16 protein-coding genes are annotated in these 16,935 nt (G+C 39.2%); 9 read left to right on the plus strand and 7 right to left on the minus strand.

Annotation, left to right across the window (positions count from 1 at the left end):
- Nucleotides 1-75: 75 nt before the first annotated feature.
- The 5 genes from nusB to C1721_RS00815 all read left to right on the plus strand — a co-directional run bounded on the left by nusB (nucleotide 76) and on the right by C1721_RS00815 (nucleotide 3,538).
- The gene (gene nusB, locus C1721_RS00795) at nucleotides 76-1,002 is read left to right on the plus strand and encodes a transcription antitermination factor NusB (protein ID WP_102406261.1); all 927 of its coding nucleotides are present in this window, start codon (nucleotides 76-78) and stop codon (nucleotides 1,000-1,002) included.
- A 62-nt stretch (nucleotides 1,003-1,064) separates the two neighbouring features.
- Entirely contained in the window at nucleotides 1,065-1,376 is a 312-nt protein-coding gene (gene yajC / locus C1721_RS00800; protein ID WP_102406263.1) for a preprotein translocase subunit YajC, read from the plus strand.
- Nucleotides 1,377-1,385: 9 nt separating this feature from the next.
- Nucleotides 1,386-2,396 carry a CdaR family protein gene (locus tag C1721_RS00805; protein ID WP_102406265.1) on the plus strand — a complete coding sequence of 337 codons (1,011 nt, stop codon included), beginning with the start codon at nucleotides 1,386-1,388 and terminating at the stop codon, nucleotides 2,394-2,396.
- Nucleotides 2,389-2,970, plus strand: a complete 582-nt coding sequence (coaE, locus tag C1721_RS00810; RefSeq protein WP_102406267.1) for a dephospho-CoA kinase — start codon at nucleotides 2,389-2,391, stop codon at nucleotides 2,968-2,970. The genes C1721_RS00805 and coaE overlap by 8 nt, the downstream gene beginning before the upstream one ends.
- A gap of 127 nt (nucleotides 2,971-3,097) precedes the next feature.
- Entirely contained in the window at nucleotides 3,098-3,538 is a 441-nt protein-coding gene (locus C1721_RS00815; RefSeq protein WP_102406269.1) for a DUF5606 family protein, read from the plus strand.
- Between the two features lie 69 nt (nucleotides 3,539-3,607).
- Here the strand turns inward: C1721_RS00815 and lon are convergent, their stop codons facing one another.
- Complete coding sequence (gene lon / locus C1721_RS00820; RefSeq protein WP_234347224.1) at nucleotides 3,608-6,082, minus strand: endopeptidase La; 2,475 nt, start codon at nucleotides 6,080-6,082, stop codon at nucleotides 3,608-3,610.
- 87 nt (nucleotides 6,083-6,169) lie between these two features.
- Here lon and C1721_RS00825 point away from each other — a divergent pair, with 87 nt between their 5' ends.
- Entirely contained in the window at nucleotides 6,170-6,880 is a 711-nt protein-coding gene (locus C1721_RS00825; RefSeq protein WP_102406271.1) for a tRNA1(Val) (adenine(37)-N6)-methyltransferase, read from the plus strand.
- Between the two features lie 30 nt (nucleotides 6,881-6,910).
- Here the strand turns inward: C1721_RS00825 and C1721_RS00830 are convergent, their stop codons facing one another.
- Nucleotides 6,911-7,180 carry a hypothetical protein gene (locus C1721_RS00830; protein WP_102406273.1) on the minus strand — a complete coding sequence of 90 codons (270 nt, stop codon included), beginning with the start codon at nucleotides 7,178-7,180 and terminating at the stop codon, nucleotides 6,911-6,913.
- Between the two features lie 639 nt (nucleotides 7,181-7,819).
- The gene (locus C1721_RS00835; protein ID WP_102406275.1) at nucleotides 7,820-8,791 is read right to left on the minus strand and encodes a diacylglycerol/lipid kinase family protein; all 972 of its coding nucleotides are present in this window, start codon (nucleotides 8,789-8,791) and stop codon (nucleotides 7,820-7,822) included.
- A gap of 196 nt (nucleotides 8,792-8,987) precedes the next feature.
- Between C1721_RS00835 and spt the strand changes: the two genes are divergently transcribed.
- The 3 genes from spt (at nucleotide 8,988) to gldH (ending at nucleotide 12,122) form a co-directional block, all read left to right on the plus strand.
- Nucleotides 8,988-10,175 (plus strand): serine palmitoyltransferase, encoded by a 1,188-nt coding sequence (gene spt, locus C1721_RS00840; RefSeq protein WP_102406277.1) that lies wholly within the window; start codon nucleotides 8,988-8,990, stop codon nucleotides 10,173-10,175.
- A gap of 158 nt (nucleotides 10,176-10,333) precedes the next feature.
- Nucleotides 10,334-11,671 carry a PSP1 domain-containing protein gene (locus C1721_RS00845; protein ID WP_102406279.1) on the plus strand — a complete coding sequence of 446 codons (1,338 nt, stop codon included), beginning with the start codon at nucleotides 10,334-10,336 and terminating at the stop codon, nucleotides 11,669-11,671.
- Nucleotides 11,661-12,122, plus strand: coding sequence for a gliding motility lipoprotein GldH (gldH, locus tag C1721_RS00850; protein WP_234347233.1), 462 nt, complete (start codon nucleotides 11,661-11,663; stop codon nucleotides 12,120-12,122). Before C1721_RS00845 ends, gldH begins: the two co-directional genes overlap by 11 nt.
- An 11-nt stretch (nucleotides 12,123-12,133) precedes the next feature.
- On the opposite strand, the gene rodA is transcribed toward gldH, so the two are convergent.
- The 4 genes from rodA to mreC are packed head-to-tail and all read right to left on the minus strand — an operon-like array spanning nucleotide 12,134 to nucleotide 16,792.
- Entirely contained in the window at nucleotides 12,134-13,579 is a 1,446-nt protein-coding gene (rodA, locus tag C1721_RS00855) for a rod shape-determining protein RodA (RefSeq protein WP_102406283.1), read from the minus strand.
- The gene (mrdA, locus tag C1721_RS00860; RefSeq protein ID WP_102406285.1) at nucleotides 13,569-15,437 is read right to left on the minus strand and encodes a penicillin-binding protein 2; all 1,869 of its coding nucleotides are present in this window, start codon (nucleotides 15,435-15,437) and stop codon (nucleotides 13,569-13,571) included. The genes rodA and mrdA overlap by 11 nt, the downstream gene beginning before the upstream one ends.
- On the minus strand, nucleotides 15,427-15,945 hold the full coding sequence (gene mreD, locus C1721_RS00865) for a rod shape-determining protein MreD (RefSeq protein WP_102406287.1): 519 nt from the start codon (nucleotides 15,943-15,945) through the stop codon (nucleotides 15,427-15,429). The genes mrdA and mreD overlap by 11 nt, the downstream gene beginning before the upstream one ends.
- On the minus strand, nucleotides 15,938-16,792 hold the full coding sequence (mreC, locus tag C1721_RS00870; protein WP_102406289.1) for a rod shape-determining protein MreC: 855 nt from the start codon (nucleotides 16,790-16,792) through the stop codon (nucleotides 15,938-15,940). Before mreC ends, mreD begins: the two co-directional genes overlap by 8 nt.
- Nucleotides 16,793-16,935: the final 143 nt, after the last annotated feature.

The raw sequence follows: 16,935 nt of genomic DNA on the forward strand, positions 1-16,935 counted from the left end.
GCAAACTAGCTCTCTATTATAAAAAGATTAACTACCTTTGCAACCTAAATTTATAACAAGTAGCTCCTTCAAACGATGATCAACAGAATTTTAATCCGCATTAAAGTCTTACAGATAGTTTATTCATACTATCAAAATGGAAATGGCGACCTCAAAGTAGCGGAAAACGAATTGCTTTTCAGCCTTCAGAAGTCTTATGACTTATATCACTATTTTCTCCTCCTTATCATTGAAATAACAAACTTACAAAAACGTCTGCTGGATATTCGCAAGAATAAATATATGCCTACGGAAGCAGAGCTAAATCCTAATACACGTTTAATTGATAACAGGTTTGCAGCACAAGTAGAGCAAAACGAATTTTTACAAAAACATGTAGCAGAACAAGGTATCTCATGGAGTAACGATGAGGATTTTATTAAATCTGTACTTGATCTGATTCTTAACTCAGATTTATATGCTGAATATCTAGACAACAAAGAGGATTCTTACGAAATTGATAAAGAATTCTGGCGTATGGTATTTAAAAAAATTATTTGTAACAATACCACTATAGAAGATTATCTGGAAGACAAAAGCATTTACTGGAATGATGATGTCGAGATTATAGAAACGTTCATATTAAAGACAATTAAGAAATTTGACGAAGAGGCAGGAAGTAAGCAACCTCTTTTACCTATGTTCAAAGATATGGAAGATAAGAACTTTGCCATTCAATTATTCAGACAGTCTATTCTGAAAGGTAAAGAATTCAGAGAACGTATCAATAAACACATGAAGAACTGGGAAACAGAACGTATCGCCAATATGGACCTCATTATTATGCAAGTAGCATTAGCTGAAATCATGTCATTCCCAACAATCCCAACCAGTGTGACGTTAAATGAATATATTGATGCTGCTAAATATTACAGCACACCTAAAAGCGGAACTTTTATTAACGGCATACTGGATTCCATTGTGAACGAGTTAAAAAAAGAAAAGTTATTGCTCAAAGATTAATTATTATACTTACATTTGCAAATATCGCTATTGATATTAACTTGTAAATTGATTGATATTGTATGAGCTTACTTAGTATTTTACTCCAAGCTGCCGGAGGCCAGTCTCAATGGTCTGGTATTTTAATGATGGTAGTAGTTGTGGCTATCTTCTATTTCTTTATGATTCGTCCGCAGCAAAAGAAACAAAAAGAAATCCAAAAAGCGCGTGAAGCCTTAAAGACCGGAGATAAGATTATTACCGCTGGAGGTATTTACGGAAAAATTAAAGAGATTGGCGATACATATATGCTAATTGAAGTTGCCGATGGAGTACGCATACGCGTTGATAAAACGTCTGTATTTGCTTCGGCTGAAGATGCACAACAAAAATAATAAATAAACATGTTACGGCTTGAAAGCATAAAACAACCATTCAAGTCTGCCCTGCAAAAGATTAAAGTTTTTTCTCGTTGTCAACGATGGAAAGAGACTTTAATCTTTTGTGCATTTATACTCTTGGCTTTAGGCTTCTGGCTTCTACAAAGTCTCCAACAAGAATACGAAATTGAAATAAATATCCCAGTCAGATATAAAAATGTCCCGCCGGATATTGCATTTACAGATTCTATACCAAACAACATCACAGCACACGTAAAAGACAAAGGCAGTGTTCTTCTAAATTATTCCTTTGGCAGGCGCTTTGCTCCTATCGAAACAGATTTAAAAGACATTAAAAGCAAAAACGGGACAATTAATATCAATAAAAGAAGTATAGAAAGTGACATTCTAAAACAACTCATATCAACCACAACCCTGACAGGTTTTGAGCCTCAACAGGTAGAACTCCAATATGGGGAGAAAATGCATAAACAAATCCCTGTGAAATTCAATGGAGATATACAGATAGCAAGTGGATTCCAACAATCCGGCGATATTACTATTGATCCTTCTACCATTACCGTATATGCCAGTAAAGTATTACTCGATTCATTATCAAACGTTCAAACAGTTTACACCGAAATAAAAAAAGGGAACAAAACGATAACAAGAACGATTCCGTTACAACGGATACAAGGCATCAATTATAAACCGGAAGCCGTAACCGTAACCATTCCTATTGAAGAATACACAGAGAAAACATTGGAAATTCCTATTATCTGTACAAACCTTCCTACCCATTACACGTTACGGATGTTTCCTGCTATGGCAAAAGTAACGTGTAGAATTCCTCTATCCCGATTCAAAGAATTATCGGCAGATCAGTTTACCATTCATATTTCTTTTTCCGATCTTGAACAAAATGTGTCAGGCAGTCTGCCAATCCAGCTAACATCTAAGCCGGACTGGGTTCGCAACATCACCTTATTACCAGACAAAATAGAGTTCATTTTAGAGCAAAACAAACATGATTAAACTAGGTATAACCGGAGGAATAGGAAGCGGCAAATCTGTGGTAGCCCAACTTTTGCAATTATCTAAAATACCTGTATATATTGCAGACGAAGAAAGTAAAATACTCACCAACACCTCGCCCATCATACGAAAGCAACTGATAAGTTTATTCGGAAAAGATATTTATACGGAAGACGGACTAAATAAAAAACGTCTGGCTTCATATATATTCAATAATCCCGAATACTTAAAACAGGTAAACGCCATCATTCATCCGGAAGTAAATTATCATTTTCAAGAATGGGCAACAAAACAACAATCAGAAATCTGTGCAATCGAATCGGCTATTCTATTTGAATCCGGCTTTAATCAATATGTAGATTACAGTCTCATGGTATATGCACCAATAGAAGTGCGCGTTATGAGAGTTCTTGCTCGCGATAAAGCATCACGGGAGGAAATTATACAACGTATTTCCAATCAAATGCCGGACGAACAGAAAAAAGAACTTTCAGATTACGTCATATACAATGACGATATCCATGCTTTACTTCCACAAATTCAAGACCTTCTATCTGATTTATCTTCCAGATAAGCCTGAAACCGGCAATACAAAACCGTTGGTTAATACATTTTTCCTTTAAATTATACTGCTATTATCGGTTAGTTATACTACATTTGCAGCTTTAAAGTTTAACACTATTAGAAAAATAAAGAATATTATGTTGAAGACTATTCTGTCTATTTCAGGAAAGCCAGGTTTATTTAAACTGGTATCTCATGGAAAAAATATGCTGATTGTTGAGTCATTAACAGACAAGAAAAGAATACCTGCTTATGCCAAAGACAAAGTAATTTCTCTTGGAGACATCGCCATCTATACAGACGAAGCAGAAGTACCTTTACATGAAGTACTCACAAGCGTGAAAAATAAAGAAAACGGAGAAAAGGTAACAGTCCCTTCCGACACAAAAGAGCTGCGTACTTATTTTGCAGAAGTTTTACCAAACTTTGATCGCGAGAGAGTGTATCCCAGCGATATCAAGAAGTTACTGAGCTGGTATAATATTCTCATAGGCGCAGGCATCACGGATTTTACTCCGGAAGAAGAACCTGCTGAAACAGATACAAAAGCAGAAGCTGCTGAAGAAAAAGCAGAATAATATAATTCAATTATATAAAAAAGCCGGTGCAATTGATTTTGTACCGGCTTTTTTACGTATTTCCTTTTATCAGAACAAAGGATTACGGACCTTTTCTCTTAGCAAGGCTAAATCCACTACTTGTTGAATATCCTCCACATAATGGAATGTAAGTCCTTTCAAGTATTCCGATTTTATTTCTTCTATATCTTTCCGGTTCTCTTTACAAAGAATCAACTCTTTAATACCTGCGCGCTTTGCCGCCAGAATCTTTTCCTTGATTCCACCTACAGGAAGTACTTTTCCACGTAACGTAATCTCACCCGTCATAGCCAAATTACTCTTTACCTTTCGTTGAGTAAAGGCCGAAACCAGAGAAGTAACCATCGTAATACCTGCACTTGGACCATCTTTAGGTATTGCCCCTTCGGGTACATGGATATGCACATTCCAGTTTTCAAACATATCTTCATTGATATTGAACAAAGAAGCATGCGCATGAATATATTCAAGAGCCAACATGGCAGATTCTTTCATTACGTCACCCAAGTTACCGGTTAACGTAAGCTTGGCACCTTTACCTTTGCTTAAACTGGATTCCACAAAAAGGATCTCTCCGCCAACCGCTGTCCAGGCAAGGCCTGTAACCACTCCGGCATACTCATTTCCCTGATATTTATCACGTGTATATTCTACCGCACCTAAATACTCATGCAAATCTTCCGGCTTGATAACAGACGGAATTGCTTCATCCGAAGCAATCTTACGCGCCAGTTTACGCATGACCTTGGCAATCTTCTTATCCAGTTCACGTACACCGCTTTCCCGCGTGTATGATTCGATAATAGCTTGCAACGCCTTCTTCTGGAACTTCACCTTTCCTTTATCTATACCATGTATACTCAACTGTTTCGGCACAAGATGCTTTGTTGCTATTTCCACTTTCTCTTCCATGATGTATCCACTTACTTCTATAAGTTCCATACGATCCAATAATGGTTGAGAGATTGTGTTCAAATTATTGGCAGTAGCAATAAACATCACTTTACTCAAATCATAATCGATATCCAGATAATTATCATGGAAAGTATTATTCTGTTCCGGATCAAGCACTTCCAGCAAAGCCGAAGCAGGATCGCCCTTAAAGTCATTTGTAACTTTATCTATTTCATCTAAAATAAATACAGGATTGGAAGTTCCCGCTTTTTGCAAATTCTGGATAATCCGTCCGCACATTGCTCCTATATATGTACGCCTGTGCCCTCGTATTTCCGCTTCATCATGCAAACCACCCAAAGAGATTCGTACATATTTACGGTTTAAAGCCTCCGCAACAGAACGTCCCAATGATGTTTTACCCACACCCGGAGGGCCATATAAACAGATAATAGGCGACTTCATATCCCCTTTCAGTTTCAAGACTGCCAAATGCTCAATGATACGTTCTTTCACCTTCTCCAACCCATAATGGTCTCTATCCAATACCTTCTGAGCATGAGCCAGATTGAAATTATCCTTGCTGCATTCATTCCAAGGCAGATTGACAATGGTCTGTACATATTGCGTTTGAATAGAAAAATCGGGAGACTGCGGATGCAAACGTTCCAGTTTACGAATTTCTTTCTCGAATATTTCAGCAACAGAAGCCGGCCACTTCTTCTTGGCTGCTTTCTCCCGGAGCTCTTTTATCTCCAGTTCATTGATATTTCCACCCAACTCTTCCTGGATAGTTTTTATCTGTTGTTGAAGGAAGTATTCTTTCTGCTGCTGATTAATATCCTCATGTGTTTTCATTTGGATGGAAGCTTTCAACTCCACCAACTGATATTCGCGATTCAATATAAAAAGCAGACGATATGCCCTGTCCTTTAAATCACTAATCAACAAAAGCTGTTGTTTCTCGGCGGCGCCACTAGGAATATTGCTACAAGAGAAGTTTATCAGGTACAGAATATTCTTATTGTTCTTGATTGAAAAGATGAGATCACGAGGCGGATCGGCAACAGCGCCCAGCATCTTCACAGTCAAATCCTTTATCGTAGAAATAAGTGCTTCAAATTCACGGTCTGTTTTGTCCGGCATCGTATCTTCCAATATCGTAATCTTACCGGTAAGGTACGGTTCCGATTCTGAAATCTCATTCAGCTCAAAACGTTTCTTTCCTTGTAATATAACAGTAGTAGTTCCATCCGGCATTTCCAGTACGCGAACAACATCCGCAATAACTCCCGTTTCATACAAGTCATCAAATCCGGGCTCTTCTGTAGCCATATCTTTCTGGCAAACAACCCCTATCAGACTTTTCTTATGGACGGCTTCTTTGATTAAGCGCATAGATTTAGGGCGTCCTACAACTACAGGCAAAGCCACTCCGGGAAACAACACCATATTACGAAGCGGAAGAATAGGCAAAACATCTCCCACCTTCTCCATCCCTTCCGTAAAGTCTTCGTCCACATCACAATCCGTAAGAATTGGCATCACTATACCAATATTATCATCGATATCATCAAACGATTCTGTCCCTAATACTCTCTTTCTTTCTTTCATATATACTTTAATCATTGTATGCGTTAATACAATAAACGTGCCAAAGTTACGGCTTTTAGTTCAAATCTGACTACTTTTGTACCATCATTATATAGTAGTTGTATGGCAAATCCTTACTTTAAATTCAAAAAATTCACAATATGGCACGATAAATGCGCCATGAAGGTAGGAACAGACGGAGTGCTGCTTGGAGCTTGGGCCAACGTAGACGGCTGTGTTAACATGCTGGACGTAGGAACAGGTACCGGGCTTATAGCTTTGATGTTAGCACAAAGATGCCAGGCCAACATTGATGCAATCGACATAGATATGGACGCATGCTTTCAGGCGAAAGAGAACATTGAATCCTCTCCTTTTGCCTTACAAATTGATATACACCATATATCTTTCCTGGAATATGTAACAAGAACAAATAAAAAGTACGATTTGATTGTGTCTAATCCGCCTTATTTTACCGATTCATTGAAATGTCCCGACAAAAAACGAACTGTTGCCCGCCATACAGACAGCCTTGTCCTTTCGGATCTGATTAATGGTTGTTGCAAGCTATTATCTTCCGGTGGACGAATTGCCTTAATAGTACCCTTTGACAAAAAAGAAGAATTAACCGATATAGCCAATAGCTGTCAGTTATACGCAATCCGTACAACCCATGTTATTCCTGTCCCCGAAGCCGCTCCCAAACGTTTATTAGTTGAATACACCAATGTACCAACACCCACCTGCCAGGAAAACGCGTTGGTAATTGAAGAAGCCCGTCATCAATACACGCCGGAATTTAAGGTATTAACCAAAGATTATTACCTGAAATAAGCAATGAGTGAGCCATGTTTTACATTGGCTTTACATTATCTGTAATAGCTGTTTCTTTAAGATACACATTTTCTCTCCTTGCATCATCGGTAAGCACAACAGATATTTCCGTTCCATCTCTATCAGAAAATGGGTTTTATTACAACTCATTCCCGTAATGTCTTCGTACCTGCGGATTATACCGTCAACACAAAACGTTGTCTCATCACAAGAAAATTCCAGTTCGGGGAATTGTGAACAAAAGTAGGCAGAATAGAAAGCAAACATATTCTGAGCCTGTTTGATATTACAGATATCCATACGCCAGTATTTTTTATCAGGTTACATCTGAGACTTTATAGGCGCGGAAGTATATGGCATTATTCAGAAAAATAGTCCGTTCATAAAAGAAGGGGCGGCAGGCTGAACTCTGTTAAGTGGAGGTTCGACTAAGACCCAACGATGACCAAAGTCAGCCCGCACACCCCTCTTTATCTATATACCAAACGTATCCATACTTTACAGCATAGATAACATGTATAGACAACAAAGGGTTGCGGGGCTTTCTTTGTGCACTCATCATTGAAAATTTAGTCGATTTCCACTTAATTGCACAAATATTTCACGCAACGAAAGCCTTATTCAAGAGCTTTTCTCAGTCAGCAAAGATAAACATTAATAATATGTAAAACCATAAAACTCCACAAAATCCATAAGAGTAGTTTATTCAAAATAAGTATTACCTTATTACCGGTGGCGGTTTTATTTTGTTCCATCGGCATGGAACAGTTGTTTCATCAGCTTGAAACGTTTGTTCCATCAGCATGAAACTTTTGTTCCACCGGGATGAAACAAAATGGAACTTATATGTTCACGTTTTTAGTTGACTGTATTTTGTCTTATTAATAAAAAAGGTTGACTTGGTTTAAACTTAAGTAATAATAAAGGTTGACCTCTTTCTTATTTAAAAATAAAAGGAAGTCTTTTATCAAAAAAACGCGTTACCTGTTCAAAGAAATAATGCACTTCTTTAGTAAACGACACTACATCAGGAGTAAGAACCTTGAGCGCTTTCGGCTCTACAGTTATATCAATACGACTGTCGGCCATGACAGGTTCGCCATCCAGATGCATTACACCGGGATTCTGGCGGATGATTGTAACCTGTTGTGCTTTCCTTGTCTTAATTTTACTGTTACGGTCTATCTGTTTTGTAAATAACTGAATGGCAAGTGGAGCTATATCCAGTGGGGTAAAAGGTGATAATATCGTAACGTCCATCTGCCCGTCTTGTATATTGGCATGAGGAGCTATAAAAGCATTATTGCCATATTGGGAAGCATTTGCACAGGCAACAAGAAATGCTTTTTCCTTTATCGTCTGGTTATCAACCAAAAGCTCATACGGTTCCGGTTTATAACTCAAGTATTCTTCAATCGTATTCTTTATATAAGTAAGAGAGCCGCGGCGTTTCTCATTCGCAAATTTTTGGCTTACGGCAGCATCAAAGCCAACACCGCAAGTACAAAAGAAAACACGCCCGTTAGCTTTGCAACAATCTATCGTAGTAATATGCCCTTTGCTAATCAGGTCTATCGCACGGCGTACATCCATAGGAATATGTAACTCGCGAGCCAGACCGTTACCTGAGCCTTTCGGGATAATGCCCAATACAGCATCCGAATGTATCATAGCACGGGCTATCTCATTCACAGTTCCGTCTCCCCCTACAGCTATTATATAATGCACGCCATTTTCTATCGCCTGTTTGGTCAGCTCACTGGCATGTCCTGCATACTCTGTGAAAGAGATAGTTAACAAACAATGATAACGAAGGCACATTTCCTCTATCATTTTCGGAATTTTACGCTTCGAACCTACTCCCGATATAGGATTGATTATGGCATGTACCTTTATTTCTTGTCTGTCCATATTAAGTTCTGCATTGAATTTGAGAGGACAAAAATAATGCTTTTGTAAAACTTTTAAAGCATTTGAGCAACTATAAGTTATTTTTTTACTACTTTTGCCGCTGGATTTGCCCAAAATAACTATTTATGGATAGTTAGGCAAACCTGAATTCTTTTGGATAAACAAATAGCGAGAAATCATTCTCTTTAATAATAATATGAAACTTTTACAAGAGAAATTAGCAAAGTACGATGCTCCTCAACGGGCTATAGCAGCAGGAATATATCCTTATTTCAGAATGATAGAAAGCGATCAGGACACTGAAGTTATAATCAGTGGAAAAAAGGTTCTGATGTTCGGCTCAAACGCGTACTTAGGATTGACCAACCATCCTAAAGTAAAAGAGGCAGCTATTGAAGCCATAAAGAAATATGGCACAGGTTGTGCCGGTTCACGGTTCTTGAATGGTACGTTGGATTTACATATCCAGTTAGAGAAAAGATTAGCAGAATTTGTTGGTAAAGAAGATGCCATCGTATATTCTACAGGTTTTCAAGTTAACTTAGGAGTAGTATCCTGCCTTACCGGCCGTGAAGACTACATTCTTTGGGATGAGTTAGACCATGCTTCAATTATTGAAGGCCATCGTCTCTCATTTTCCACCAAACTGAAATACAAACATAACGACATGGACTCTCTGGAGAAACAACTCCAGAAGTGCGAGCCTGATAAAGTGAAGCTAATCGTAACCGACGGTGTATTCAGTATGGAAGGAGATGTAGCCAAGCTTCCCGAGATAGTTGCATTGGCAAAGAAATATAATGCCAGCGTAATGGTTGACGAAGCACATGGTATTGGTGTATTCGGAAATCACGGACGTGGCACTTGCGACCATTTCGGAGTAACAAATGATGTAGACCTGATTATGGGTACATTTAGCAAATCGTTTGCTTCTATCGGAGGATTCATTGCTTCAGACGAACCGGTCATAAACTACCTTCGCCATCATTCTCGTTCTTATATATTCAGTGCAAGTAATACGCCTTCCGCAACAGCTGCCGCCAATGCAGCATTGGATATTATGTTATCCGAACCGGAACGTATCCAGCACTTATGGGATTTGACCAACTACGCATTAGACGGTTTCCGTAATATGGGCTGCGAAATAGGACATACATCAACTCCTATCATCCCCTTGTTTATCCGTGATAATGACCTGACATTCCTTATCGTAAAAGAATTGTTTGAAGCAGGCATTTTTGTTAATCCTGTAGTTGCTCCGGCTGTAGCTTCGGAAGATACGTTAATCCGTTTCTCATTAATGGCTACCCATACAAAAGAACAGTTGGATTATGCTTTGGAAGCAATTCATAAAGTATTCAAGAGCCATGGTTTGGTAGACTAATCCCTATCAACATAAGATAAATATAAAAAGCCCGGTAGTGAACGTTTACTGCCGGGCTTTTTGTTTATTTTCATCCACTCTTGCGGAAGTGTTAGAATAAATAATTATTTTTGCATAATTGTACATTGCATAAACACACATATATACAACCTAGTAAAATGGATTTTAAACTAAATACAGGAAGTTGCTGCATGGGAAGAAAAGGATGCAGCAAAGTACAAAATACAAAACTTAATACATACGACTGGCTTTGCGATGTGCCGGATGCCGAAAACGCAACCGACTTCGTTGAAGTACAATTCAAGAATACACGTAAAGGCTATTATTTGAACAACACCAAGATTCCTCTTGAAAAAGGAGACATGGTAGCCGTTGAAGCAAGTCCCGGACATGACATAGGAACAGTTACTCTTACCGGTAAATTGGTTCTCTTGCAAATGAAAAAGAACAATGTACGTACCGGGGATGGTTCTGAACCCAAGAAAATCTATCGCAAAGCAAAACCTACCGATATTGAGAAGTACGAAGAAGCAAAAGGCAAAGAACATGCTACAATGATCCGCTCCCGACAAATTGCCGCCGATTTAGGCTTAAATATGAAAATTGGTGATGTTGAATATCAGGGAGACGGCAACAAAGCAATCTTTTACTACATTGCGGATGAGCGTGTAGACTTTCGTCAGCTTATTAAAGTATTGGCAGAGGCTTTCCGGGTTCGTATCGAGATGAAACAAATAGGCGCCCGTCAAGAAGCAGGACGTATTGGCGGTATTGGACCTTGCGGACGAGAACTTTGCTGTTCCAGTTGGATGACAAGCTTTGTTTCCGTAGCAACAGGAGCTGCCCGCTATCAGGATATTTCCATGAATCCTCAAAAACTGGCAGGTCAATGCGCCAAGCTAAAATGTTGCATTAACTACGAAGTAGATACTTACGTAGAAGCACAGAAGCGTTTGCCTTCCCGTGAGATTTCATTGGAAACAAAAGACAATACTTATTATCACTTCAAAACCGATATTTTCAAACGTGAAATTACTTATTCTACAGACAAGGCTTTTGCAGCAAACCTGATAACTATATCAGCCAACCGCGCTTTTGATGTTATCAACATGAATAAGAAAGGCATGAAGCCGATTTCACTGGAAGCAGATACAAAACCGCAACCTCCTAAAAAAGATTCTCAAGATATCTTAGGTCAAGACAGTGTAACGCGTTTTGATTCTGTTAAGAAGAAGAAAAAGAAGCGTAATAATGGCGGCGGGGAAACGAACAGTACAAATAATGAAACTGAAAACAATACGAGTGCTGCTCCCGTAAATAATGAAAACGGTAATAATAGAAATAACAACCGGAACAATAACAACAATAACCGGAATAATAACCGTCCGAAGCAGAGGCCGAAAGGAAATAATAACAATGAGAAATCTGTAAATAATGACAAATCTCAGCAACCAGCCAGACCGGGGAATAAACCGGAAAACAAGCTTGAAGCTTAGGAGTATCATAACAGCTTTTATCAGCCTCTTATTCTTTTCCTGCGAAAATCAAGCTTTGTACGATCAATACCAGGCAATAGATAACACAACGTGGGAAAAGGATAAGGAGTATTATTTCACTTTCCTGGTTACGGATATATCCGTTCCATATAACCTGACACTGGAAGTACGGAATAACAACTTATATCCTTATCAAAATCTATGGTTGTTCTGCAAAGAAGAACTACCTATAGGTCCGCTAAAGAGAGATACGATAGAGTGTATGCTGGCTAATGAATATGGAAAATGGCATGGACACGGTATTTCTCTATTCCAATCCAGTTTTCCTATCCGGACAAATTACGTATTTCCTTATGAAGGACAATATACTTTCAGCTTCCGGCAAGGTATGAGAAATGATAAACTTTCCGGCATTCAAGAAATTGGTTTCAGAGTAGAAAAAGCCCAATAACGCTTTCGTTATTACCGGTCATTTCTTGAAGCGTCCAAACGAAGAAAAATAAACAACAGGATAGTAAATCCCCACAATGAAGAGCCTCCATAACTAAAGAAAGGCAAAGGAATACCAATCACCGGAGTAAGTCCGGTAACCATCCCTACGTTAATGGCCAAATGAAAAAAGAAGATAGAGGCAACACTATACCCGTAAACCCGCCTGAAAGTGTTTCCCTGTCTTTCGGCCAGCATAATAAGACGAATTATAAATATACCGAATAAAATCAATACGGCTGTAGCTCCTACAAACCCCTGTTCTTCCCCTACTGTACAGAAGATAAAGTCGGTATCCTGCTCCGGCACGTATTTTAGCTTTGTTTGCGTACCGTTCAGGAAGCCTTTCCCTGTAAGGCCGCCCGAGCCAATCGCAATCTTGGACTGATTAACGTTATAACCTGCCCCACTCGGATCATCTTCAAGTCCTAAAGAGACTTTAATACGTATCTGCTGATGAGGTTCAAGCACATTATTGAAAACATAATCCACCGAAAACAAAAAGGCTAACGAGGCCAAAGCGAAAAAGCCGATAAGGATATAATGCCAAACCCAATTCCTCGCGGATAAGTATATCAGATACAGAACGGAAAGTAATACTAAGCCTTCTGCTATCAAAGCAAAGTCTACCGGAATAAATAAAGAAGTAATATAACCTGCCACATACGCTGTTGCTATACCAATCAACATAATAAACGCAGCCTTATTATCTTTTCGTTCCAGATAGACCAACACCATTGTTATAGCTAATATTATATTCGAGACGATAAATTCTCCCATCGACGTAATGCCGACAATAACTTCCGAATATTTCATCTCCGTAACAAAAAAGACAACCGCGCAAACTCCGGCCAACAAAATATATCCCGACATACCTTCCCTGTATAACATCAGAAAGAAAGCCAGATAAACTAATGCCGAGCCTGTCTCCTTCTGCAAAAGGATACATACCATAGGCAAAAATATCAGCACTAAAACAATCAGAAAGTTCTTCGGGACTGTCAATTTAAAGCCATAGATATTCATTAATTTAGCAACAGCCAATGCCGTAGCGAACTTAGCAAATTCCGCAGGTTGTAAACGAATAGGCCCTAATACGAGCCAGGAATGCGAACCTTTAATATTCGGAGCTAAGAATATAGTAGCAATCAACAAAAGGATAACGACAGCATAAATTAGATAGGCAAACACATCAAAGAAGTCACTCTCTAACATCAAAATGACAAAGATGATTCCAACAGACAACCCCATCCACATCAACTGAGAACCCGGACGGCCTGCGATATCAAATAGCCCTACATTATCAAATTCATAGCTGGCACCACAGATGCTAAACCAACCGGCTACCACCATCAACACATAAAGTATGACAGTAAACCAATCTATGGATTTCCATATTTCTGTTCTTCTATAACTCACGATTAGGTAATGATAAAATGTTCGGCGACACTACGGCATTTGCCATTGTTTCCTCTAATAACTTATCCGATTCCGGTATCTCTCCCAATAAATATTTCTCCATCATCAATTTGCCGATCGGAACTCCATAGGTAGCACCAAAGCCTCCATTTTCGACATACACACATACAGCAACTTTCGGATCGTGATACGGAGCAAACCCGATAAAAGCAGAATGGTCTTTACCATGAGGATTTTCGGCTGTACCTGTCTTACCACAGACTTCGATACCCGGAATAGCAGCACGCCTGCAAGTTCCTCCTAAAACTGCATTACGCATACCTTCCGCCACTATCTCATAATATTTCTTATCTACTGTCGTATAGCGTTTATCTGTATAAATCGAATCCAAAGGTGTATCCTGTATTTCTTTCACAACATGAGGCGCAACAAAATAGCCTCTATTGGCAATAGTAGCTGCCAGATTACATATCTGCAACGGGGTAGCCAATATCTCCCCCTGTCCGATAGCAATAGATATTATGGTACTGGAATTCCAACGTCCGGAGTAATACTTATCATAATATTTACTATTAGGAATAAATCCTCGCTTCTCTCCCGGCAAATCAACATCCAATTTATAACCATACCCCATTGATACCAGATAGTTTTTCCAGATTTCATACCCTTCCTGAACAGAAGCATAACGCTTACGACTATCAATCATATCATGCAATCCCCAACAAAAAAAGGAATTACATGAAGTTGCCAAAGCATATACAACATTTAGTGGAGAAGCATGTCCGTGGCAAGCAGGCTTACCTCCTCTAAAGGTATATCCGTGGGCACACGTATATTGAGTTTCTGTTGTAATCACTCCTTCCTGCAGGAATGTAAGTGCCTGAGTAGGTTTAAATGTAGATCCGGGAGGATATGTACCCATAATAGCCCTGTTCAACAACGGTTTGTCTTGATTTTTCTCCAACAGTTTATGATTCTTACCTCTCTGACGGCCAGACAACATTCCAGGATCATATGAAGGGGAAGAAACCATGCACAATATCTCACCCGTTGAAGGTTCTATCATTACAATACTGCCTCTTTTATTTTGCATTAGCCTTTCTCCCAACTCTTGCAGTTCCATGTCAATCGAAAGAGTCAGATTCTTTCCGGATACAGGTGCGACATCAAATTTCCCTTCCTCGTAACGGCCTTTTATACGTCCGTGAGCATCCCGAAGTAATATTTCCACCCCTTTTACACCACGTAATACCTTCTCATAGGATTGTTCAATACCACTACGCCCCGAGTTATCCCCCTGTACATAATAATTATCATTCTCAATATCTTTTCGATTTACTTCCCCGATAGTACCCAACACATGTGCGGCATACGGGTATTCATATTCCCGGATTGTTCTATTCTGAATATAAAAGCCCGGAAACTTATATAACTTCTCTTGCAACACGCCACATTCACGTGAGGATACCTGATTCATAAACACCTGAGGTACATATGACGAATAACCCGGATTCAAACGACGATTCTTAACGTCTGCCATACGTTTTATGAACATATCTTTGGTTATTCCCAATATATTACAGAAATCCAATGTATCAAAAGGCTGGACTTCACGCATGATGAACATCACATCATAAGCCGGTTGATTATAAACCAGTAATTTACCATTCCGGTCATACATAATGCCTCTGGATGGATATATTGTTTTTTTCAGGAACGCATTACTGTCTGCCCATGCTTTATAATCATTATCTACTACCTGTAAATAGAATAAACGAACAATAAAGATGAGTACCAGTAAAACAACAGCACTACTTATTATATAGCGCCGGTTTGTGTACATTGCATTATTCTCCACTTTTTTGGGACTCTACATTAAATGCTTCTACCGTGCAAATCAGTAACGTTGTCATCAATACACTCGCACATACGCGGAGGGCAAGAAACAACGGATCGAAAAGGGTAAGAGATTCTATCAGGAACAGTGTCACATGTTGTATAATCACAAATGAAAGCACATACCGGAAGAATCCCCCGTAGCCAAATGTTTTATAGGAAGGGTAAATTCCTTCAGGAAGGTCTTTACCCATAAAGAACCGTATCAAAGGCCTACGAGAGAAACCAGCCAACGTACAAGCGGCGGCATGCATTCCGGGAGTATTGGAAAACATATCAATCACAAGCCCTATCAGAAAAGAAAAGAATACGACTTGGGTCTGAGACGTTCCTACCGGAAGCTTAATGATAAAATAGAGATATAGAAACGGAGTTGCGATACGCAAAAAGTGAATATTGTTCAGTAAAATCACCTGAATCAATACAAACACCACAAAATACAGCAGACCCCGTAATAAATTATTAATCATTTCTCTTAGCCTCTCGTTCTACATCCAATTGTTCCGCCTGACGGTAATTCTTTATAATACGGACATCATTCAATGTCCTGAAGTTAGTAGCCAGCTTCACCTCCAATGAATAGAAATTATCATCATGTTGTTTCCTAAAATCAGAAACGACCCCTACTATTATACCGGCAGGGAACACAGCCGAATAGCCACTTGTTACAATCGTATCGCCTTTATCAAAAACCACATGTCGAGGCAGCTCATCCAAATTGGCATACTGGGCATTACGTCCATTCCAGCTTAACGAACCGAAATAACTGCTTCCCAACACCTTGCAGCTTAACCTGAACTTCGGATTCAATAAAGGTATCACCACTGCAAAATGGTCTGATACAGTAGAAACAATGCCTACTACTCCACGCTCGGAAACGACTCCCATATCAGGAGCTACACCATCCTTACGCCCTTTGTTGACGGTAATATAGTTGGATAAGTGCGATACACTATTGTTTACAACTTCCGCCATCACAAAGCTATAAGGGAACTGCTCTGTAGAATCCGGAGCAAAACCGGCAAACGTAACAGTGTCTGCCGTCATCATATCCAAGCGATCTCTCAGTTCCAACAATTCGAGCTCCAACTGCCCATTACGTTCCAACAACTCCTTATTGATTTCACGAAGATTCAAATAAGAAGTTACATAACCGGATGTAGAGGCAATATGTCCTGTTATTACATTTGCCGAACTAAGTATGATATTCCGCTGATACGCATTGTTACGGTAAACAAGTGCCAGCGAAACTACTTCCAGCAATATGAACAGAAACCAATGCCTTTTCCGAATCAGGAACTCCAGCAGTTTTTTCATCTCTACTAATGTGACAATTCTACAATAAAGCAATATGCCAATTAATCAATACCCAGCATGACAATCCCAATGATCGACACACAGACATATTGATTAACCGGCATACGATATAAACTACCTTATAAGGAAATTAAACTTATCTA

Source organism: Parabacteroides bouchesdurhonensis (assembly GCF_900186615.1).
In the GTDB taxonomy this organism is placed as follows: Bacteria; Bacteroidota; Bacteroidia; order Bacteroidales; family Tannerellaceae; genus Parabacteroides; species Parabacteroides bouchesdurhonensis.